The organism is Antrihabitans cavernicola (assembly GCF_008297975.1).
Lineage (GTDB): Bacteria > Actinomycetota > Actinomycetes > Mycobacteriales > Mycobacteriaceae > Antrihabitans > Antrihabitans cavernicola.
The window spans coordinates 14,564-35,468 of record NZ_VLNY01000025.1 but is presented as its reverse complement, the minus strand read 5'-3'; the positions used below and the strand labels follow the sequence as shown (position 1 = coordinate 35,468).

The window sequence follows — 20,905 nt, the reverse complement described above, 5'->3', positions numbered from 1 at the left end:
GGCTCCGCATCGGTAACCGATGCGGAGCCGTCGTGCGTGTGGGTGAAGGAAGCTCCAGATCAGCCCGCGAAGTTGGGGCAGAGATTCGTCGTCGCTGCGCTGACGAAGAGCGTGCCCTGGCTGAAGTGGTAGGTCTGCTCGACGGCGCTCATTTCGTCGAGAACCGAAACCCCGGCGCGCAGGTGATCACACGTCGCATAACCCGCCGCCACCATCTGGTCCCCCGTCATGCCTGGCAACGTCGCCCCGTTGATGCTGATCTCGTCGAGGAACGATCCCGGGGTGGCCATAGCCGTGCCTGCCCCGAGAACGCCGGCACCCAGACCGGCAACTGTCAGAGCGAAGATCGAAGTGGCGATACGGGCGCGGATCCGGGTGTTGGGCATTTGTCCTCTTCTCGGTCTGTGGGGCGCCTTTGCGGCGTGAGATAAACGATCCGGCATTTCGCACATACCTGAAACCCACCCTGGGGCTGGGTGAACCCGACCCCGGGGTGGCGTTATCGCACCCTGACGTCCCAGCTGACATCATCAGGCAAGCGTCTGGACTCACTCGATGAAGGAGCACGCGTGGATACCGATACCGAAGCAAGGCCAGCGATCCACCCGACCGGCCGAAAAGGCGTTCGCGCTGCCGTTGTAGTCGGAGCACTCGGCGTCGTGTTCGGCGACATCGGTACCAGCCCGATCTACACCATTCAGACCGTCTTCAATCCGGCTGATCCGCACCCGGTGCCGATCAGCATCGACAACGTATACGGCGTGGTGTCGCTCATCTTCTGGTCGGTGATGATCATCGTGACGCTCACTTACGTCCTACTCGTCATGCGGGCCGACAACGACGGCGAGGGCGGCATCATGGCCCTGATCACGCTGCTGCGCCGGATGAGTCGTTCCGCGGGCCGAGCGGCGGCTCTGCTGGCCGTCCTCGGGATCTTCGGTGCCGCATTGTTTTTCGGTGACAGCATGATCACACCGGCAATTTCGGTACTGTCCGCTGTGGAGGGCCTGAAGGTCGTCGAACCAGGAATGGAACGGCTGATCATTCCGATCACCGTGGTGATCATCGTCGTGCTGTTCTCGTTTCAGCGCCGCGGTACGGCCTCGATCGGCAGGCTGTTCGGGCCCGTGATGATCGCCTGGTTCACAGCGATCGGCGCGTGCGGCGTGGTCGGCATCGTCGATCATCCGGCGATATTCAAGGCGCTCTCGCCGACGTACGCGCTGTCATTCGTGTTCGGGCACATCGGGATTGCCTTCTTTGCGCTCGCTGCGATCGTGCTTTCGGTTACCGGCGCCGAGGCGCTGTACGCCGACATGGGCCATTTCGGCCGCAAAGCAATTACCTACGGTTGGCTGGGGCTGGTACTACCGGCCTGTGTCCTGAGCTACCTGGGCCAGGGAGCGCTCATCCTCGGCGACGAAAGGAACGTGAGCGCGCCGTTCTTTCTGCTCACCCCCGACTGGGCCCGCTGGCCCATGGTGCTGTTGGCCACGGCTGCAACGGTGATCGCGTCGCAAGCGGTCATCACCGGCGCCTTCTCGGTGGCGTCGCAGGCCGCGCAGCTCGGCTACCTGCCCAGATTGCGAATCGCGCACACGTCCGAGTCGACGATCGGCCAGATCTACGTGCCGTGGATCAACTGGGTGCTGATGGTGTCGGTACTCACCCTCGTCTTCGCGTTCCGAAGTTCGGCAGCATTGGCGTTCGCGTTCGGCATGGCCGTCACCGGGACGATCACCATCACGACCACGCTGTTTCTGTACTACGCCCACACCAAATGGCGCACTCCGCTCTGGCTGGTCGTGATCGGTGGCGGCTTCCTGCTCACAGTCGACTTCGCGTTCTTCGCGGCGAACCTGACCAAACTGGTGCACGGCGCATGGCTGCCGCTGCTCATCGGGCTCACGGCATTCACCGTGATGACCACCTGGCAGCGTGGGCGCCAGATTGTCACCCGCGCACGGGAAACCGCCGAGGGATCGCTGCGCGAGTTCATCGACCACCTCCACGACTATCAGCCGCCGCTGGTGCGGGTCGCCGGCACTGCGGTGTTCCTCAACCGCGGCAACGAGACTGCACCGCTGGCGATGCGCGCCAATGTCGAGCACAACCGCGTGCTTCACGAATACGTCGTGATCATGTCGATCGACACGCTGCCGGTTCCGCGCGTGCCCGATGCCGAGCGGACCGAGGTCGACGCCCTCGGCTACGTCGAAGACGGGATCATCCACGTGACCGCACACTTCGGGTACATGGAAACGCCGAACATCCCGGACGTGTTGCGACTGCTCGACCACGCGCAGACCGAAGGGCCGATCGCGGTCGACGACGCGTCGTACTTCCTCTCCACGATCGAGCTGACGAAGGGCCCGGAAGCCACCATGGCGGCGTGGCGAAAGCACCTGTTCATCGCCACCTCCCACATCACAGCGGACGCCGCCGAGTACTTCGGCCTCCCGCGCGATCGAACAGTGATCATGGGATCGCGGATCGACGTCTAGGACTGCGCATTCGCCTTCGCAACACCCCGATCGACGTGCATAGTTAACGCGCCGCGTCGCAACGCTGCGGCATGGCACTAGGAGCGCGCATGCGGCGTCGGCTACGGGTCGTTGTCCGGGGGATCGTGGCGAGTTGCGCCAGCGCGTTGTTGGTGACCGCGGGCGGCGCCACCGCGGTCGCCGAGCCGCCACCCGTGGCCGATACGCCGACGACGGCAACGCAGGTCGATCCGCTGTACATGCTCTTCAACGCGCTGATGCTGCTGGAGGGATACCAGCGAGACTTCACTCCCGCGTCGTTGCAGTTCTGGGCTGAGCACCTGCTGAGCCTCCCGGGTCGTGTCGGCGAGAGCCTCCAGCACATGCTGGACCCGGCGCAGTATCAGGGCCCGGACGGTCAACTGCGATTGCGCGACAACGTGCAAAAACTCATCGACGACACCGCCCATCTCAATCCCACGCTCGTCGGCGCATCCACTCTCCCGGCCAACCCCGACTACCTGCCGAACTGGAGCAACAACGGCCGCTTCGGCACCGCCGCCGACAGCGCTCTCGACAGCGACGCGCTCGACGTCGCTCACGCGGGCAACGTGGGACTGACCGCCAAGTTCCGCTACCCGTGCACCGCCGCGGACGGCAGCGTCACTTACGAAACCCGCAGCGGCGCTTGCGTTCCCGGTAACCCCCCAGGCGCCGATTTCAAATACGGCGAGGCCCGCAAGATCCAGATCGTCAACTCACGCGGAATGCGCCTGGCCGCGACTCTGTGGTTGCCGGAACAAGCGCTGCAGCCGGGCAACACCAAGAAGTTCCCGATGACCGTCTTCACCGACGGCGTCGGCTCGATCCAGTCGTCGTACTACCTGTACACGATGACCGCGGTACGCCACGGCTACATCGGCCTCACATACGACGAGGCCGGCCAAGGCAGCAGCGACGGAACGGCTCTCGATCTGGTGGTGCCGTACAACACCCCACACTGTTTCGCCTCCGGTCCGTGTCGCGACATCGAGGACGTGATGCATTGGGCGGTCGGCGACGACGTGGTGCCGTCCGTCGATCTGAACAGCGAACTCCCCGACGGATCCAGCCTCGGCAGTCTCTGGAATACGTTGCGGTTTCCACGAATTGGCCAGCGGTACAACCCCGCTTACGCGCCGGCCGGTATGAACGTTCGCAATCCGGTGCTCGACAAGATCGACGTCGATCGGATCGGCGTCTGGGGGCACTCGTTGGGATCGGTCGCGACCAGCCACTACCTGTGGGACGTCGGTCGGGGCCACGGCATGGACGGGCGTCCGCTACCCAAACCTGCTGCGGCGGTATTGCTCTCCGGAGTCGAGCCGACCAACGGCGATGTGCCGACCCAGACGATCACCGCCGATCTGGACATCCCCGGCATCACCAGCGGCAGCGTCTTCCCGATCAACGACATCTACGACCCGACCGACGGCCCGATCGGCACCAAATCCTGGTACGACTGGGTTCGCGACCACGGAACCGGGCACGCCCCGCTGGAGTTTCTGACGATCAAGGGCGGCAGCCACTTCGACACTCAAGATCTCGATTTCATTTATCCGCAGACGCTCGAATCGCGCAAGACGTCATCGGACTACGCGCTCGCCTGGTTCGATTGCAACATCGAAGATGTCGGTGCGGCGTGCACCCAAGTCGTCACTCCCACAACCGGATTGTCGGAGTCGGTTGCGGCCGAATTCGCACCCAACGGAGGCCCGGGACCCAGCTACTGCCTCAACGTCCCGACCAAGCAAAGTCTGGAAACCGCCATCGCCGGACCGATCAGGGCCGCACTGGACTTGTTGTACAACGAACCGCAACCGCATCCATGCGTGGCTGGCCAGCCGATACCGATTCCCCACGCCGGATAGCGTGATCTACGACGTCAGTGCTCGTTCTTGATCACGAAGTACGAACCGCGAATTGTCCCGGCCAACTTCGACTTCTGTCGAGCGAACTTGAAACGTGAGGCAAGCTCCTCGGGGACTTCCATCCCGTCGGAGAGCTTGAATCCGACTGCCCGCTTTCCCTCGTCGGCAAGGGTGTACATCACGTTGATCGAGAGGCCGCTCTCGTAGAAGACGTACGCCATCCGGATGCCGTCGACCTCGAATTCGGTGGCCTCCAGCGGGCGAGAGGCGATGACGATGTCGCGTTCTTGCTCCAGGATCCCGTGCACCCAGTCGACCGTGGCTTTGGCGTCACCTGCGGACTCCACAGTGAACGTGTAGTCGTATTTGTTCTTGAAGTAGCGGGCCTCGTTCGCCCGTAGACCGGCAAGAGCGTCCGCCACTGGCGACGACTCCAATCCGACGGTCGAGACGTTTTTGAAATCCACTGCGTACGACATGCCTCCAGAGACTAGCGACTCTTACACAACTCGACGGGCACACAGCACTTTCCCGCCGGCCGCGTACGGCCGACGGGAAAGGATTCAAGGTGGCTCGTGATCAGCGGGCTACGGCGGATCAGCCCGCGAAGTTGGGGCACAGGTTCGTCGTGGCAGCGCTGACGAAGAGGGTGCCCTGGTTGAAGTGGTAGGTCTGCTCGACCGCAGACATTTCGTCGAGAACCGAAACCCCGGCGCGCAGGTGATCACACGTCGCATAGCCGGCGGCGATCATCTGATCCGCCGTCATGCCCGGCAACGTCGCGCCGTTGATGGTGATCTCGTCCATGAACGACACCGGATCCGCCATCGCCGTACCGGCGCCCATCACTCCGGCACCGAGACCGACGACGGTGAAGGCGAAGATCGAAGCGGCGACGCGGTTACGGGTGCGGGTGCTGAACATGGGGTTTCTCTTCTCTGTCAGGGGGAAGGTGACCGTTTCCGGTGTGAGATAAACGATCCGGCATTTCCGCCCCCGGCACTACACACCCTGGGGGTGGCCCAACCCGCCCCTCGGGATGAGGATCCCACACCCAGCGAGTCAGGTGCTCGCATCCTCGAGACCGAGCGCAGCCTTGAACGCATATGCCCACCAAGCCAATTGGGGGCCCGACCGACGTGCCGCAACCTCTCCGATGCCCGCACTACGACGAAAGGCGGCACCGTACACAGGATCGAGGGCCAGTGCCTGGTGTAGCGCAGCGACCGCCAACCTGGTGTCCGCCACCGGGCCTGCGTTACCGGCGCGCATTCGGGTGTCGTGCACGACGGCGACCACCGGTTCCAGGAAGCCCGCGCCCGGGTCCCGCCAACCGGCGGCGTGCAGCGAGACCGCCAAGGCCGCGTAGCCCTGGTCGTAGACGTGGGCGATCGCGTTGATCAGGGAGTCGACGTCGGCCCGATCGTCGGCCCAGGCGCTCACCGCACCCTCGACAGCGTCGCGAATCTTTCGCCCGCCGTGGTGCAGGAGCGCCACGAGAAGGTCTTCGCGGCCGCCGAAGTGATGTGCCACGCCCGCGTCGGTCATCCCCACTCGGTCGGCAACGGCCCGAACTCCGACGGCGCTCGGTCCGCGCGCGATCAGCAGGTCCTCGGCGGCGTGCAGTATCAGCCTCTTCGATTCCTCGGGGGACCTGCGAATACGAGTGGGCGACATGAGTCCACGATCTTACCTCGACATGTCAAGGTAAATCGTTTACCTTGAGCTACCAAGGTAACGAGGAGCATCGCAATGAACCGGATCACGCTCGAGCGCCCGAACGCGACCTTGGTCGGCACCTGCACCGGCGACGGCCCAGGGGTACTACTTCTGCACGCCGGGGGTGAGCGGCGTGACGTGTGGCAGCCGATCGCGGAAAGCTTGGCCGCCAACGGATATCGCTGCATCGCCTACGACTTGCGGGGACACGGCGACAGCGACAGCGCAGGTTCCGACGAGCTTGCCACCCATGTAGACGATGTCGTAGCGATGATCGCTGCGGAGCCCGATCCGATCACCCTGGTCGGCGCATCGCTGGGCGGCCTGGCCTCCGTGCTCGCCCTCGCCGACCCCGACGTGCGACGCCGCATCTCGGGAATGGCGCTGGTCGATGTTGTTCCCTACCTGGACCCCGGCCGAGTGCGCGGCTTCCTCAACGGTCTCCGCGACGGCTACGGTGATCGCCCACTGGTGCTGGACACACTGCGTCGACGCGCCGAGCTCGAAAACGCAACCACCGGTTTGGCCGAGCTGCCCACGCTGCTGGTGCGCGGCGAACTCTCGCCCGTCACCGATCACGAGAGTCGACGCTTCTCCGCCCAGGTTCCCCACGCCGTCATCAGAACTGTTCGCGGCGCAGGTCATCTCGTCGCGCGGGATGCGCCTGCCGACCTTGCCGAGCTACTACTGACGTTTCTGAACTCCCCCCAGGCGCGTCGCCGCCGAATGGACCTGCTGCTCGACGCGGTCTGCATCGACGACATCGCGCATCCAGGCGGAAAGCTGCGCAATCACCTGGATCGCACTGCCGCTACCTTGGAATCCTGGGGCGCTCCCGGCTGGGTCGCGGACGCGGGCAGGGTGCATGCCGCATACGGCACCGACGGATTTCCGCAAGCGATGCCGGGCCTCGCACCCGCGAGGATCGTGGCGGCGGCAGGGGTCGAGACAGAACGCCTGGTGGATCTGTACGGCCGATGCGACCGCACCCGTAGCTACGCGACCTTCCGCACCGACAGCCCGATGATCGTCGACCGCCACACCGGTGAGCAATTTCTGCTGACGGCAACGGAATTGAGAGCATTCGTGGAGCTCACAGCCGCCAACGAGCTCGACGTCGTCGCACACAGTCAGTCGGTGGCGGCCGAACACGGTGCCGAGCTGTCAGACCTGTTCGCCCGGCTGGCACCGCTGCTGTCACCTGCTGCCCGCGATGCGTGGTCGGCGATGTCGGCAACGGTGTCGTCCACAGCGGGGAAGTCGGTTAACGTCGATAGCGACCGGGCCTAGCGACCAAGGACTTTCGATGATCATGACAGGCAACAGCAATGTCTGAGCACGCGCTCGGCGACGGCGAACTATGGCGACTGCTGGCAGACACCCTCGGCGATGACGCCTGGCTGCATGCCGATGCCAAGCTGATCGCGGGCGGAAAGTCCAACCTCACGTTCGAACTGACCGCAGGCAATCGATCCGTCATCCTGCGACGTCCCCCGACCGGCAACGTGCTGCCCAGTGCACACGACATGGGCCGTGAAGCACGCGTCATCCGCGCACTCGGGCCCACGGCCGTGCCGGTCCCCGAGATCCTGCTCGAGGACCGGACCGGTGCCGTGGTCGGCGCGCCGTTCTATGTGATGTCGAAGGTCGAAGGCCTGATCATCCGCGACGAGTTGCCGACGGGCTTCGCCGACACCCCGGCCGAGAAGACGACGCTGACGAACACGCTCGTCGACACGCTGGCAGCGATCCACACGGTCGATCGCGCTGCGGCGGGCCTGGAGGACTTCGGCCGGCCACACGGGTTCATGGCACGCCAGCTGCGCCGCTGGACCGCACAGTGGGAAGCCAGCCGCGACGGCGGCGTCTCCCCCGTCGACGAACTCGGCAAAGAGCTCGCACCACTGCTGCCTGACGACGGCCCGATCGGACTGGTGCACGGCGACTTTCGGCTCGACAACTGCATGGTCGACAGCAAAGACCCCGGCCGGATCACCGGAGTGCTCGACTGGGAGATGTCGACCCTCGGTGACCCCTTCGCAGATCTGGGCATGCTGCTGTTCTACTGGCGCGAATCGGGCGACCCGATTCCCGCCCTCACCCCGGCCGTGACCGCGTTGCCCGGCTTTCCCGGCCGCGAGCATGTCGCGCAGCGATACGCCGCGCAAACCGGCGCCGATCTCGCCACCCTCGATGTGTATCGAGCATTCGCACATTTCAAGTTCGCCGTGATCGCCCAGGGCATCGCTGCCCGCGTCGCATCCGGTGCGATGGCAGGCCAGGATTTCGGCGATCTCAGTGCCGAGGTCGAATCGACTGCCGTTGCGGGATTGGAGATTCTGCGGCAGCACTAGTCCGCACGTGCCGGCAAGATCGAATGTCAGAGATCGAGTTCGATGTCCGAACGCGGAAGGCTGTTGCAGACGGTGATCCTGGCCAATTGTGCGCCGTCGCTCTCGAGTTGAGTGATACCGCGCAGCTTCGGTGAGACGCACGCACGGCACAGTCCACGCTCACACCCCGACGGCACGGTCACCCCGGCAGACCGCGCGGCCTCCAGCAGCGTTGTGCAGCCGTCGATTTCGATGTCGGTGTCGCTGCGCCGGAATCTCACCCGGTAGCGGTCGTCGGCGCCCTCGGCCGGGCGGACCAGGGCAGGCGGGCTGAACGACTCGGTGTGGAATCGGTCGGCGGGCAGTCCCAGTTCGGTGCAGAAGTCGCGCGCTAGATCGACGACGACACCCGGCGCGCAGACGTAGACGTCGCGGTCCGCGAGGTCGGGGACGAACTCGCGCAACAGGTTCACCGAGATCCGGCCCTGGCGCAGATGGTCGCGCGAGCGGGGCGCCACGTCGCAGAAGTGCTCGACTCGCAGGTTCGTCTGCTCCGTGAGTTGCCGGATCTCGTCGTCGAAGACGATCGAATGCTCGTCGCGGTTGAAGTAAAGCAGCACCGCGTCGGTATCCGGCGCTTCGCGCGCGATCTTGCGAATCATGCTGATGATCGGAGTGATTCCGACGCCGCCGGCGATGAACAGCGGACGCTCGGGCAGGTCTTTCATCACGAACGGTCCGTCGCTCGTCGGCGGACCGACGAGCATGATCCGCTTGCCGGAGCGCAGCGCGTCGTTGAGATGGTTGGACACCCGGCCGTCCTCGACGCGCTTGACGCAGATCTCGAAGACGTCGGAGTCGACGCTGTCGCGGACCAAGCTGTACTGGCGCACTAGGGTCTCGTCCCTGACAGGAACCCGGACCGACAGGAAAGCGCCTGCGTCCCAGGTGATGTCGTCCCACCCAGCGGGCTTGGCGATCCGGAAGGTGTGCGCCTGCCCGCGTGCCTCGCGACGAGTGCGAATCACCTTCGCTTTGGCGTCGAAGAACTTCGGCGCCTCCAGATACGGCTCGTAAGGGTTCCGCTGGAAGCGGACGCCGTACGCGAGACGCCTTACGGCGTCGATCGGTGCGCGTAGCAGCCGCAGCGGGTTTCGGACCTCCCGCTCGCCCATAGGCAGCGCAAGTATTCCGAGTTTGCGAAAGGCGAGCGGAATGTAGGTGTTGATCGGATAGGTGTTGTACGGCAGCCCGTGCCGCGCGCAAAGGTCACGCACATCGTCCTGGATCTCACGCTGGCGGTTCGGTGGCAGATCCGGAAACAGGTGATGCTCGAGGTGAGTGTCCAAGCCTCCGTAGAAGATCCGAAAGTCCGGCGGGTTCGGAAAATCGACATCCGCAAGGATGAATTGCAGCCAGTTGTCGAACCGCTCCGACCGTTCAAAGTTCGTTGTCCCGCGTATCTGACGCTCGTAGTACTGGTCCGGCGTCTCGCCCGGGCCCGGGTCGTGGAACAGTTCGACGTTCGGCGCGTGATGTTCGAGAGCGACGAGAAAGAACACCGCCATGTGCCCGAGCGTTGCGCCCAGCGCGTTGCCGAGCGCGGTGTGCAGCAGCCGAGGCCCCGCGGCGAATGGTTCACGGACATAGTCGCGTGAAGCGTGTTGCGCGATGATGTTCGACGTCGCCGGGAACGTTGACGGCCGCAGCACCTTCCGCCCTTCGGTGCGCGCCGCGGACATCGCGGTGTAGACGCCCATGTAGTACGACATCGATGACAGCAAGGCCGGGGCGATCAACGCCAGCTGGACCACGTGGTGGGCGTACCAGTCCTGACCGGGTTGCAGACGGACGATCGAGTACCCGAGGTCGTGATCCTTGTCGGTGATGTTGGTGAAAGGGTGATGATTCTGGTGGTGCATCACCTTCCACTCGTGCGGGTCGATGTTGAAGTCCCACACCCACCGATCGGAATGGAACTCGCCGCAGTTGGACAGGTGGTCGTAGCTACCGTGCAGGATGTTGTGCCCGAGCTCCGAGAATTCGAGCAGCGAATGCAGTGCGTAGAGCACGACGCCACGTCGCATTGCATCCGCTGAGCCACCCTGCTGGAGCAATTCGCGGCTGCACTTCTTGATCGCCTGCGAATACGCGGCAACGGTTCGGATGTGCTCGAGATCCTCGTCGCCCATTCGTGCGCGCGTCCGCTCGTAAAGTTCCGCAACATCCGTCGCAAGGCTTCGGTCGGCGACCGTCGGTCCGGCGAGCGTCATGGATCCTCCAAGGCGTGGCAACACGAAAGCTCAATCTTAGACAAATTGTGCCATTTGTCAACCAAATGTGCATCATCATGAATTTGTCGATCTGTTGAGGATGTTGCCAACCTGCTTCGGCTGAAGAATGTGATTCTGTGGACGCTCGGCAGGGCAGTCGGGACAACCACCCTGCCGCACAATATCGACGACGGGCGGCGGCGCCCGCGCACTGAGCGTCGCTGTGGCGATGCGCGAAATGTCGCGAAAGTTACTGTCCGACAACGGACAATTTGCTCATCAGCGGAAGATCGGCAAATCGCGAATCGGCCGTTCGAGCTAAGATCGGCGCATGCAACGCCATCGGCGCATGGTCCTGGCAGCGGCTGCGGCGCTGACGTTCGGCGTCGCGGCCTGCTCGTCGAACGCGTCTCCGGCGGCGTCCGCGGGTGACGCTAGTCCAGACAATCCCTTGATCGACTGCCGAGCGGTGACCGACGCCGAGATCGGCGTTGTCGTCGACGCCAGTGCGAGTAAACATCTGATCGACCACACCTCGTGCACCTGGCATGCGCAGGGGCCCGACGGTGCGACCGACATCAGCTTCACCTGGTCTCGACACGCGACGCTCTGGACCGCGGAGACGGCAGCCAAGCAGCAGGGCTACACCACAGAACCCGTCGACTTGCAGCATGGCAGCGGTTTCTACGCGCGCAATCCCCACGACGCCGACGAGTGCAAGTTGGCTGCCGAGGATCAGGGTGTCGTCACGTGGGGTGTGCGGGACGAGAACCGCGATGTCCGGCCCGACCCGTGCAACGCGGCATTGCAGCTGACCAACCTCACCGTCAAAGCAGATTACTGAGCGCCCCCGCGGTACCCGACGTCGGCGATGTGCGGGCAACTCCCGTACACCTGACCGTAATGATCGCTCCACGACCGATCGGCCGCGTCGGGAGGGCCCTGCGCCCAATGGTGTACGCGCGCAATGCGATACCGGTGCACGCACGCGCGGACCGGCTTGGCTTACGAAGTTCGAGCGTGTCGAGCAACTCGTCGTCGCACAGGGTCGCGACGAACGTGCGGGCGAGGAAGCGCAGTCGAGAAGGTAACCACCGCGCGGCATAGTCGTCGATCATGGTCCGTGCAACCGCGCTCCCACCCGGCGAGTACGCCCAATTTGCGCGTTCGTACTCGCGCGCCCACGCCGAGAATTCGTCGTAGGTAGGCGGAATATCGTGCAGGCCCATCGCCGTTCCGACGCCGCACCAGAAGCGATAGTTCGCCTCCATCTCGTTGCGGGACAACAACTTCACACCGAACCGCGCCGGAATGCGATCGGCTTCGAAAGCCAGCGACGCCAACGTGTAGAGGCTTTGATCGTTGGTGATCGGGAATGGCGCGTGGATCCGGTTGAGCCGCTCGATCGCGGCTCGACCACGATCCGACGAATACCCACTGCGCATGAACTCACCGAAGAACACCATGGTGTCGTCGTTGCGCTTGCGCGTATCACGCATGATCGGACCGCGGCCACCGCGATGGACCACCTTCGCGATAGACGGAACAGCCATCTGTCGGCAGAACGCGACGGTATACAACGCCGCGGTCAACATCGGGTCGCCGTAGCGGACTTCCGCGCTCAGGTGCGTGATCCGCTCGTTGTCGGCGACGGGATCGAGGGCGGCGATGGAATCGCGCGCCCAGCGCCGCGAGGCGAGTCCTCTCATGAACCGACGATATGTCGGTGGGTTCCGGCCTCGTTGGTCATCGGTTGCGATTCCTCCCGGATACCGGGAGGAATGTCACTCGATCAGGTCCCCGTCCTGGTCCGAATCGGCGGGACAGCGTCCGCCACAGCAGGCCCGACGGAACATGCCGATCGAGCACGACGTAGATGGCAGTCGAGTCGACCATCATCGTCAGATTGAGTTCTCGTCGAGCGTGGCCGTTACCCGCGAACAGGAGTTCGTCGCCCATGGCGAGTTCAACGTCGTCGTCGGGGCAGAGGATGGTCCCCTCGCCCCGAGCAAGCAAGAGCGGCACGATGCTCAGCCGCCGATTTCTGTCCTCGGGGTCGCGAAGCAACCCGCCGAGCGTGACCTGACCTTCCTGCAACAGGTCGACGAGGGCTGGGGCGTGGGTACCGTCGAGCGCAACCTTCCACAACGCGGGCAGCGCCTGGCCGCAGTGTCGGTGGAGCCGATCCACCAACTCGGCGGCCCAGTCGTTGCCGCGGGCGGGTACCTCGCGCAGAAATCGCCAGAGCAGGGGCGTGCTGATCTGCGCATAGACCTGGTGCGCAACCACTTCGGTCGGCACGAGCAGGGTGTCGACATGCATTGCCCGGAACAGCGCGGCATTGGATCGCCGATTCTGCCGGGCGGCGAGAAACAGCTCCGAGTTCAGCTGCCGCGCGTTGGCGAGGATGGACAGGTTCGTCGTGTCGTTGTCCGTTCCGGCGACCAGACCGATCGCAGTATCGAGGCGGGCCTGTTCCAGAACGCGCAGTTCGGACGCATCCCCTGCGATCACCTCTTCGTCGGTTTCCGCCGATTCGATGACGGTCACTTCCAGCCCGGCCGTGCGCAGATCTTCGGTCAGTTCGCGGCCGAATCGGCCGTAGCCGCACATGATCCAGCGTCCGTTCGGTGGGAGCCTTCCCCGTTGCGGCAGTTGCGCACCCGGCCCAGCCTCGAGCCATTCGAGCAGTTGATACGTGGCAGGAGCACGCAGCGCCACCCGCAGATGGTCACCGAACAGATCGAATGGGTTGACCACCGTCGGGGTACCGAACGCGCGGAGTCTTTCGGTGGTGGTTGCCGAATCTGTGCGCGCGAACACCGGTAGTTCCGGGCGCAGCAGGGCTGCGGTCATCGAGATAGTCAGGTTGGTCTCGTCGTTGTCGGTGAGTGCAAGGACGCCAACGCAATTCGCGTTGCCGAGCCCGGCAAGACTCAGCAGGTGCGGACTCGCGGCATCGGCAACGAGCACCGGAATGTCGGCGTGGAGCGGCTCGAGATCGAGCGCCTCGATCCGCTCGTCGGATTTGTCGACGACCACGACACGCTGGTCCAGTTCGTCGAACGCCGTCACCAAAAGCCGACCCGCCTGCCCGTAGCCCGCCAACAACAGAAACGGCTCCCGCAGCCGCGACACCTTCCGGGCGAAGCGCTGCAACGCCAACGCCCGACGGAATGCGGAGTCGCCCAACATCGTCAGCACCGATCCGATCGCGTAGGCCCAGCCGACGACGGAAAGATAGATGGAGATCGTCAACCAGAGCCGTTGCGCGATAGTGAACGGAAACGGCAATTCGCCGAACCCGATCGTCGTGGCCGTGTAGCTGATCACGTAGAACGAGTCGAACAGCGTCATCCGGGCCGGGTTGCCGTCCGCATCGACACCCGGAATGAGCGCCAGGCCGATCACACTGATCGCGAACAGGACGATGAGGGTGATCAGGGGTGCGCGCATACGCCGCATGACGAGGAAGATCGCGGCAGACGGCGGGGTGAAATCCTGTTGCTCCAGCTCGGACGCAGGAAGCCGCACCGGCTTTCGGGCACCGAACTGGCGCAGCGCGATCAGCAGCGGGTTGGCCATGGTCGCAGCGTCCGGTCAGCGGCGGAACGTCAGAGTCTCGGAAACCAGCAGAACGACCGAGACCAGGTTCGCGAGCAGTGCGCCACCCGACAACGACACCATGCTGGCTGTCGAGCCTGCCGTCATGCCGTGTCCGACGATCTGTTCGGCGAACACCCAGACCAGCCCGGCCGCGGCGAGCTGGAGATCCGCTACCAGGCTGGTGGCGAGATGAATCGCACCGAGCTGAGTCCGGTCGCCGAACTTCAGTACGGTCGCGATCAGGCTGATCGTCAACGCGGCAAACAGCTCGAAGATGTTGTGCAGCGCCGGATCGGACATGTCACCGATGAAGAACCCGAAATTCAATGTCGCAGCGAGCAACACGAAGAATCCGAAGACCACTTTTTCTAGGTTCATCCACCCGCCTCAGCTGAAATTGGACAAGTCACTCATGCAACTGTGTCACTTTCAGCCGATGTGCGGATCAGGTTGACGAACCGAGCGTGTGGGACGGATGCGACGACGCCACGCACTTTCTGCACATCCCGCTTCGGTTGCTACGGGTGCGATGCGTACACAACCTGCGCGTTGCAGTAAACAAGTGTTGGTGGCCAGGGCCGGGATCGAACCGGCGACCTTCCGCTTTTCAGGCGGACGCTCGTACCAACTGAGCTACCTGGCCGGACGGCACCCGAACTTCAATGCCAATCGCATAAATCGTTGTTGCCAACGAGATTTGCGACCCTGACGGGACTCGAACCCGCGACCTCCGCCGTGACAGGGCGGCGCGCTAACCAACTGCGCCACAGGGCCTTGCGTTGTTGCTGCAAAGCTGTGTTTCGAACTTCTTTTTCGAGCTCTGTAAAACTGTAAAACCGGCCGTGCGTACCCCCTACGGGATTCGAACCCGCGCTACCGCCTTGAAAGGGCGGCGTCCTAGGCCGCTAGACGAAGGGGGCCTGCCGTGTACTTACGCTATCTCAGCACTCCGACCAGTACCTCCAACGGCGTTCCGTTGGGAGCTGGGATAGCTTAAGACACCCGTGAACGAATTCCCAAATTCGCTGGCTAGGAGCCTGTATCGACGTCTTCGATGCGAGCTCCGAACTGCCATCCGGTGCGCTTCCATCGCTCCAACCATTCGGGTGTCGCCATGGCCTCGAGGATCACGCCGAAGCCCTCTTCGAAGCGGGAGCGAAGGTCGTCGCGTTCGGACAGCAGATCCGTCATATAGCGCTGGCCCGCCGTCACCGCGGCAAGCATGCGCGTGAACTTCTCGGGATCCGTGTCGGCTCGCAGCATTCCGCGCTCCTTGGCACGCGTGGCGAGGACGTACGTCGCCTTGCCCCACACGCTGCCGCCACCGGACTGCACATCGCTGTAGAACTCGGGCTCGATGATCAGTCGGAACTCGGCTTGCACAACCGCGTCGGTCTGAAAACGAAGAGCCAGCTCGTCGAGCATGCCGTGGAGAATCTCGAAGGGTTCCAGCTCGCCACGCGCCATCCACCGATCGGTGGTCTGCGCGTAGCGCTCCAGCGCCGTCTCCATGACAGCCCGCGCAAGATCTTCCTTCGAGTCGAAGTGGAAATACATCGCACCCTTGGTGGCATGCGACCCTTCCAGAATTCGATTCAAGGACGCAGCGGAGTACCCGCTCTTGCCGAACTCGACAGCGGCCGATCCGATGATCGCCGCGCGGGTACGGCGGGCCCGCTCTTGCTGCCGTGCCATGCCTCAATCGCCTCCGAAGCCCTGACGCCCTTTACGTAGTACGAGAGGACTCGTGCAACGCGGCGACGTCATCGTGGCGGTTCACGGGGAAATCACCAGGTTACGGGCACCGCCGCGAGCTCGCGATACGTACGCTGGGTGACAAAACCGAAAACACACCGAGTGGTATATTTGGGGTGCCTGGGTGCGCTGCAGGGGGTGCGCACCCGGGCATTCTGCTACAACGCGGTTCCTGCCTCCTGCGGCATCATATGTCGGTCGAGCCGCAATTGGCCTACAGCCAATCGCGCCGCTTGAAACTCAACCATAGGCCGAACCCGAGTCCAAGCAGTAGCACCGTGCTGAGCCAAAATCCTAGACGCGCGTCGTATCCCGGAAAAGGGACATTCTGGCCGAAGTAGCCAGTGACGCCCGTCGGTACCGCAATGATCGCGGCCCACGCGGTGAGCTTCTTCATTGTTTCATTCAACGAATTACCCTGCATCGCCAGCCCGGTCGACAGGATCGATTCGATCGTGTCGCGGAGTCCGTCGATGCGCTCGGTCGCCCGCAACGCGTGGTCGTAAACGTCCTGGTAGTAGGGCACCATGTCCGAATCGTTGGGGTGCGCGCCGCTGCGGACGAGAGTTCCGAACACTTCGTTCATCGGCAGAACGATTCGCGACAAACCGGTCACCGCGCGACGCTGCGTGAAGGTACCCCGCTGGATGACACGGATAGGGGCCGACGACTCGAGCAATTCGTCTTCCAGATCGCTGATCCGCTCGTCGAGCGTGTCGAGCACATCGAGATAGCCGCTGACCACCTTGTCGAGCAGTCCGTGCAGCAGAAATGGCACGCCGTGCCCGGCCAGATCGGCGTTGTCGTCCCACGCTTCCAGTACAGGAGCGAGTGGAAAGCCGTCGTCGGACCGGATCGTCACCAGCGTCCGATCGAGGATGAACAGCGTGATGTCGGTGGTGAGAATTCGATCGTCGCGCTCGAGATCCTCGTCGGCGAGCCGTGCCGATCGCGTATGCAGCATCTTGTGACCCGCAAACCGCACCAGCCGAGGCCGGCTCCGCGACGACAACGCCGACTCGATCGCCAATCGATGCAACTCCACCTGACCGCCGAGCAAAGGGCCGAGGTTCTTCAAGTCGTCGCTCGACGGCGCGAGCAGGTCGAACCACACCACCAGCGAATCGTCGTGTCGCAACTCGGTCAGCTCGTCGAGCGAAACATTGTGCGCCACCAAGGCATCGCCTCGGTAGACACGGTTGTTGAGTTCACACGACACCGACGGGGCAGCCACTCCCTCAGCGTCCCTTACGAACGCGCCGTCCGATACTCAACGCCGGAAGTAGCAGCGTACGCGGCGCGTAGCGACCACCCAATGTCATTGCCTTGGGCACCAAACCGGGTACGACGGTGCGCTTCCCGTTCTCCATGCCCGAGATGGCAGCTTCAGCAACATCTTCGGCGTCCATTTGCGTCGGACCCACCATCACCGCTTGCGCATTCGCGATATCGGCCCACTCGGTCTGTACCGGACCTGGGCTGACCACGGTGCACGACACGCCTGTCCCCCGCAGTTCCTCGTGCACCGACTCGGAGAAGGTTTGCACGAATGCCTTTGTCGCCGAATAGGTTGCCAGTCCCGGAATCGGCTGGAAGGCGGCGACGGATGCGACGTTGAGGATTGCGCCGCGACCGTGCTCCACCATCGAGCCGACGAAGGCATGCGTCAAATCGACGATCGCCGTGACGTTCAGCTCGATCTGATCCAGCTCACGATCGACAGGAAGCTCGGCAAACGTTCCGGCAGTACCGAATCCTGCGCAGTTGCACAGGCCGGACACTCGACGCACACTCTGCCGCAACTGGTCGACCAGCGACTTCCGTTGTGCCGCATCACCCAGATCGCGAGGATAGGTTTCGACGTTGATGCGATTGCGCGACCGGAGTTCGTCGGCGAGTTTGTCCAGCCGGTCTCGGCGTCGAGCGACCAGCGCGACATTGTGACCGCGAGCGGCGAACCCGCGGGCCAACTCGGTCCCGATGCCGGACGACGCGCCGGTGACCACCACCTGCGAATCGGTGGTGGGGTTGGGCAAACTCATCGACGCTCTCCTGACATCGGTTTGCTACCAGTGGTTTCCGGTGGTGATATCGACGAAGATCTTCTTGCCACCGGAGACCTTCTCCTCGCCTTCGGCAGGCGCGGGCGCGGACGCGGATGCCGAGTCCGCGAACATCTTGAACCCCTTGTTGCGTACGTAGTCCATGATCTCCGGCGTGATCGAGTCGGCGAACGACGCGACCCGACCGAACGCCGGACTGTAGCGACGAGGCCGTTCGATGATCGCATCGCAGATGACGTGTCCGGCTTCTTCGGGACTGAGCGTCGGGAAGTTGTCGTACAGCGTGGTCGGCGCGATCATCGGCGTCCGCACCAACGGCATGTGCACGGTGGTGAAGCGAACACCCTCGTCTTGAGTCTCGGCCTGGAAGGCGTCGGAGACGGTGTCGAGTGCCGCTTTCGACGCGATGTAGGCACCGAAGCGCGGCACCTTGGTCTGTACACCGATGGACGAGATGTTGATGACATGACCGAACCCGCGCTCGCGCATACCCGGCAACAGGCCGAGCATCAAGCGAAGGGGCGCAAAGTAATTGAGCTGCATGGTGCGCTCGAAGTCGTGGAACCGGTCGTAGGACAGCGTCAGCGACCGCCGAATCGAACGACCCGCATTGTTGACCAGGATGTCGATGTGGCCGTACTTGTTGATCACCTCGGAGACCAGTGCGTCGATGGCGTCCAGGTCGGTCAGGTCGCAGGGGTGTACGAACGCGGTTCCGCCGGCTGCGACCACTTCCGCTTCCGTCTCACGCAGCTTCTCCTCACCGCGCGCGACGAGGAGGACGGTGCCGCCTGCGCTGCCGATCTCGAGTGCCGCGGCCTTACCGATGCCCGACGACGCACCCGTGATCATCACGACCTTGTCCGCGAGCGCTTTCTCCAAAGACGGTTTGGGGAACAACAGGCGGGCTACGCCGTGCGGTGTGGTGGACGACGGCCGGTTGAGAGCCTTGTTGACTGCCTGGACAGGTTTGCCGACTACTGACCGAACTTGCTCGAGCGGATTCATCGATTTCGATCCCATCGAAAGTGCTGGAAGTACTGGAACAGATCGTCACATCATTGTGGTCGCCGAGAAGCCGGAATGGTGAAGGCAGATCGCGCGACTACTCGATCGGATCGCGCCGAGAGCGCGGCCGAATCGGGTAGTCCGTACTCATGCCCGATGTCGACGCGGAGCCGACGCTATGAGCTGACCTTGTCCACGAGCTCCAGGAGTCGCAATGTACAACAAGCAATCGATCTTGAGCATCATCGCCAATTTCCCTCCGGAACTGTGGGATTGGCTGATTCCGCACGGTCCAGCAATCACGTCGCGCATCGATCGGGTCTCGCTGAATCCGCAACCGCTGCCACCGAGGATCGCGCTGCAGGTGGGCGCGGCCAACGTCGCACAGCAAATCGCTGCCGCCGCGAGTTCGGCAGCAGACGGCGCAGAATCGCGCCTGCTCGAGCAGGCGATCGAGGACTGGTGCGGAACGCCGGTACCCGGCAGACCGATCCCGTGGCCGCACAAGTGGCCGGTCCCGCCTGGCGTCGGGCCTCGCGGTCCGCAGCCCGACCCGTGGGATCTCGCCGAGATGTACGCAGTGGCGGCACTCGCGTTCGCGTCGATTTCCGCGCGAACGGCCGATGCCGATCTGAGCGTGAGCTTCGGCGCAGCGTCGGAGAAACTCGCAGCATCGGCCGTCGAGGTCCAGCAGGTCGGCTAGCCGTTGCGTCTGTCTCATGGGCTTGCGTGGTGTCCGGTAGGCTGTCCAGCCGCGCCCCTTTAGCTCAGTTGGTAGAGCTACGGACTTTTAATCCGCAGGTCTAGACCAACTGACCAGCCCAAACAAGCCCCGCATGGGGCAAACGTGGGGCAGAGGGGTAAACAAGATGAACGACAACTCGACCAAGTGGGAACGCGCCGCAATCAGCCTCGCCGTCGCCGCATTCCTGATCGCCTACATATGCCTGTTCTACGCACTCACGTGGATACTCCTGGCCGCAGGCTGGCACGCATGAGCGCCCGAAACCGACCGCAAAAATGAGGCACTCGACCAGTGGTATAACCTCGACCACTTAGGGCAAGCCGCAGTGATTGGCCAACTCGCGTGGGAGAATCCGAAGGCACTCCTGAAAGCAATCCAGGCCACCATAAGCGAGGTTTCCGAATGAGCGACACCGGATAGGCAGACTGGTAGGCTGACCGCCTGCCAGGCCCCCATAGCTCAGTTGGTAGAGCTACTGACTTTTAATCAGCAGGTCGTAGGTTCGAGTCCTACTGGGGGCACCACGCCAAAGCAACAACACAAGAACAGGACGCACAGCAATGACCGCGGCAACCCAGCTCGACAACCGCAACACAGCATTCCGGTTCGCCAACATAATTGGCTTTGCCGTGCTCGCCCTAGGCATCCTGTTCTACGCCCTCGATTACGCCAACGCGCCGCAACTCTGCGCAGCCGGTACGTGCGTCAAGGACTCCCCCAACGCGCGCGGCCTAGTCATCGGCGCCATTGGGTTAATCGTTCTGCTCGCCGTGCATTACGCCCGCCCAGCTAAGCGGTAGACGCGCCAAACACAAAAAGAGGGGCACCCGGTGAAGGGTGCCCCTCTTTCTTATTCCGCCTTCGCTATGTACCGCCGAACCGGGTTGCCGTCCGCGTTGCGGATGGTGACACTGTTCGCCTCGCCGTACGTGTGGCGCCGGTTCTTTCCCCCCATTCGGACGTATAGAAGCCTTCGTCCTCCCAGTCGCGCGCCAGGCGCGAACACCCGT

20 protein-coding genes and 4 tRNA genes are annotated in these 20,905 nt (G+C 63.5%); 9 read left to right on the top strand and 15 right to left on the bottom strand.

Going from position 1 to position 20,905, the window contains the following annotated elements:
- Positions 1-59: 59 nt before the first annotated feature.
- On the bottom strand, positions 60-386 hold the full coding sequence (locus FOY51_RS25910) for a DUF732 domain-containing protein (RefSeq protein WP_187776478.1): 327 nt from the start codon (positions 384-386) through the stop codon (positions 60-62).
- Positions 387-569: 183 nt separating this feature from the next.
- Here FOY51_RS25910 and FOY51_RS25905 point away from each other — a divergent pair, with 183 nt between their 5' ends.
- On the top strand, positions 570-2,504 hold the full coding sequence (locus tag FOY51_RS25905) for a potassium transporter Kup (protein WP_371830491.1): 1,935 nt from the start codon (positions 570-572) through the stop codon (positions 2,502-2,504).
- A gap of 89 nt (positions 2,505-2,593) precedes the next feature.
- Positions 2,594-4,393 (top strand): alpha/beta hydrolase family protein, encoded by a 1,800-nt coding sequence (locus FOY51_RS25900; protein WP_149433156.1) that lies wholly within the window; start codon positions 2,594-2,596, stop codon positions 4,391-4,393.
- 14 nt (positions 4,394-4,407) lie between these two features.
- On the opposite strand, the gene FOY51_RS25895 is transcribed toward FOY51_RS25900, so the two are convergent.
- The 3 genes from FOY51_RS25895 to FOY51_RS25885 all read right to left on the bottom strand — a co-directional run bounded on the left by FOY51_RS25895 (position 4,408) and on the right by FOY51_RS25885 (position 6,070).
- Positions 4,408-4,872, bottom strand: coding sequence for a DUF8821 family protein (locus tag FOY51_RS25895; RefSeq protein WP_149433155.1), 465 nt, complete (start codon positions 4,870-4,872; stop codon positions 4,408-4,410).
- A gap of 118 nt (positions 4,873-4,990) precedes the next feature.
- The gene (locus FOY51_RS25890) at positions 4,991-5,317 is read right to left on the bottom strand and encodes a DUF732 domain-containing protein (protein WP_149433154.1); all 327 of its coding nucleotides are present in this window, start codon (positions 5,315-5,317) and stop codon (positions 4,991-4,993) included.
- A 138-nt stretch (positions 5,318-5,455) separates the two neighbouring features.
- The gene (locus FOY51_RS25885; protein WP_214633157.1) at positions 5,456-6,070 is read right to left on the bottom strand and encodes a TetR/AcrR family transcriptional regulator; all 615 of its coding nucleotides are present in this window, start codon (positions 6,068-6,070) and stop codon (positions 5,456-5,458) included.
- A 75-nt stretch (positions 6,071-6,145) separates the two neighbouring features.
- Here FOY51_RS25885 and FOY51_RS25880 point away from each other — a divergent pair, with 75 nt between their 5' ends.
- A complete protein-coding gene (locus FOY51_RS25880; RefSeq protein ID WP_149433153.1) occupies positions 6,146-7,402 on the top strand; it encodes an alpha/beta fold hydrolase in 1,257 nt (418 codons plus the stop codon).
- A 38-nt stretch (positions 7,403-7,440) separates the two neighbouring features.
- A complete protein-coding gene (locus FOY51_RS25875) occupies positions 7,441-8,466 on the top strand; it encodes a phosphotransferase family protein (RefSeq protein ID WP_149433152.1) in 1,026 nt (341 codons plus the stop codon).
- Positions 8,467-8,492: 26 nt separating this feature from the next.
- Here FOY51_RS25875 and FOY51_RS25870 read toward each other — a convergent pair whose 3' ends face one another.
- A complete protein-coding gene (locus tag FOY51_RS25870) occupies positions 8,493-10,718 on the bottom strand; it encodes a fatty acid desaturase (RefSeq protein WP_149433151.1) in 2,226 nt (741 codons plus the stop codon).
- A 331-nt stretch (positions 10,719-11,049) separates the two neighbouring features.
- Here FOY51_RS25870 and FOY51_RS25865 point away from each other — a divergent pair, with 331 nt between their 5' ends.
- Positions 11,050-11,562: a DUF3558 family protein gene (locus FOY51_RS25865; protein WP_149433150.1), complete on the top strand. Its 513-nt coding sequence runs from the start codon at positions 11,050-11,052 to the stop codon at positions 11,560-11,562.
- Here the strand turns inward: FOY51_RS25865 and FOY51_RS25860 are convergent.
- The 10 genes from FOY51_RS25860 to FOY51_RS25815 form a co-directional block, all read right to left on the bottom strand.
- Positions 11,546-12,427 carry an oxygenase MpaB family protein gene (locus tag FOY51_RS25860; protein ID WP_149433149.1) on the bottom strand — a complete coding sequence of 294 codons (882 nt, stop codon included), beginning with the start codon at positions 12,425-12,427 and terminating at the stop codon, positions 11,546-11,548. The genes FOY51_RS25865 and FOY51_RS25860 overlap by 17 nt on opposite strands.
- Positions 12,428-12,464: 37 nt before the next feature.
- Positions 12,465-14,303 (bottom strand): potassium channel family protein, encoded by a 1,839-nt coding sequence (locus FOY51_RS25855; protein ID WP_149433148.1) that lies wholly within the window; start codon positions 14,301-14,303, stop codon positions 12,465-12,467.
- A gap of 15 nt (positions 14,304-14,318) precedes the next feature.
- Positions 14,319-14,702 (bottom strand): DUF6394 family protein, encoded by a 384-nt coding sequence (locus FOY51_RS25850; protein ID WP_149433147.1) that lies wholly within the window; start codon positions 14,700-14,702, stop codon positions 14,319-14,321.
- A gap of 188 nt (positions 14,703-14,890) precedes the next feature.
- Positions 14,891-14,967 (bottom strand) — tRNA-Phe (locus FOY51_RS25845).
- Positions 14,968-15,024: 57 nt separating this feature from the next.
- Positions 15,025-15,098 (bottom strand) — tRNA-Asp (locus tag FOY51_RS25840).
- 73 nt (positions 15,099-15,171) lie between these two features.
- Positions 15,172-15,244, bottom strand: a tRNA-Glu gene (locus FOY51_RS25835).
- A 109-nt stretch (positions 15,245-15,353) separates the two neighbouring features.
- Positions 15,354-16,019: a TetR family transcriptional regulator gene (locus tag FOY51_RS25830; protein ID WP_149433146.1), complete on the bottom strand. Its 666-nt coding sequence runs from the start codon at positions 16,017-16,019 to the stop codon at positions 15,354-15,356.
- A gap of 274 nt (positions 16,020-16,293) precedes the next feature.
- Positions 16,294-17,313 (bottom strand): magnesium transporter CorA family protein, encoded by a 1,020-nt coding sequence (locus FOY51_RS25825; protein ID WP_149433145.1) that lies wholly within the window; start codon positions 17,311-17,313, stop codon positions 16,294-16,296.
- 4 nt (positions 17,314-17,317) lie between these two features.
- Positions 17,318-18,121: an SDR family NAD(P)-dependent oxidoreductase gene (locus tag FOY51_RS25820; protein WP_149433144.1), complete on the bottom strand. Its 804-nt coding sequence runs from the start codon at positions 18,119-18,121 to the stop codon at positions 17,318-17,320.
- Between the two features lie 24 nt (positions 18,122-18,145).
- Positions 18,146-19,150: an SDR family NAD(P)-dependent oxidoreductase gene (locus FOY51_RS25815; RefSeq protein WP_149433143.1), complete on the bottom strand. Its 1,005-nt coding sequence runs from the start codon at positions 19,148-19,150 to the stop codon at positions 18,146-18,148.
- Between the two features lie 214 nt (positions 19,151-19,364).
- Between FOY51_RS25815 and FOY51_RS25810 the strand changes: the two genes are divergently transcribed.
- The 4 genes from FOY51_RS25810 (at position 19,365) to FOY51_RS25800 (ending at position 20,695) form a co-directional block, all read left to right on the top strand.
- Entirely contained in the window at positions 19,365-19,853 is a 489-nt protein-coding gene (locus FOY51_RS25810; RefSeq protein WP_149433142.1) for a hypothetical protein, read from the top strand.
- 166 nt (positions 19,854-20,019) lie between these two features.
- On the top strand, positions 20,020-20,148 hold the full coding sequence (locus FOY51_RS27880; RefSeq protein WP_290367924.1) for a hypothetical protein: 129 nt from the start codon (positions 20,020-20,022) through the stop codon (positions 20,146-20,148).
- A 195-nt stretch (positions 20,149-20,343) separates the two neighbouring features.
- Positions 20,344-20,419, top strand: a tRNA-Lys gene (locus FOY51_RS25805).
- Between the two features lie 36 nt (positions 20,420-20,455).
- On the top strand, positions 20,456-20,695 hold the full coding sequence (locus FOY51_RS25800; RefSeq protein WP_149433141.1) for a hypothetical protein: 240 nt from the start codon (positions 20,456-20,458) through the stop codon (positions 20,693-20,695).
- The last annotated feature ends 210 nt before the right edge of the window (positions 20,696-20,905 follow it).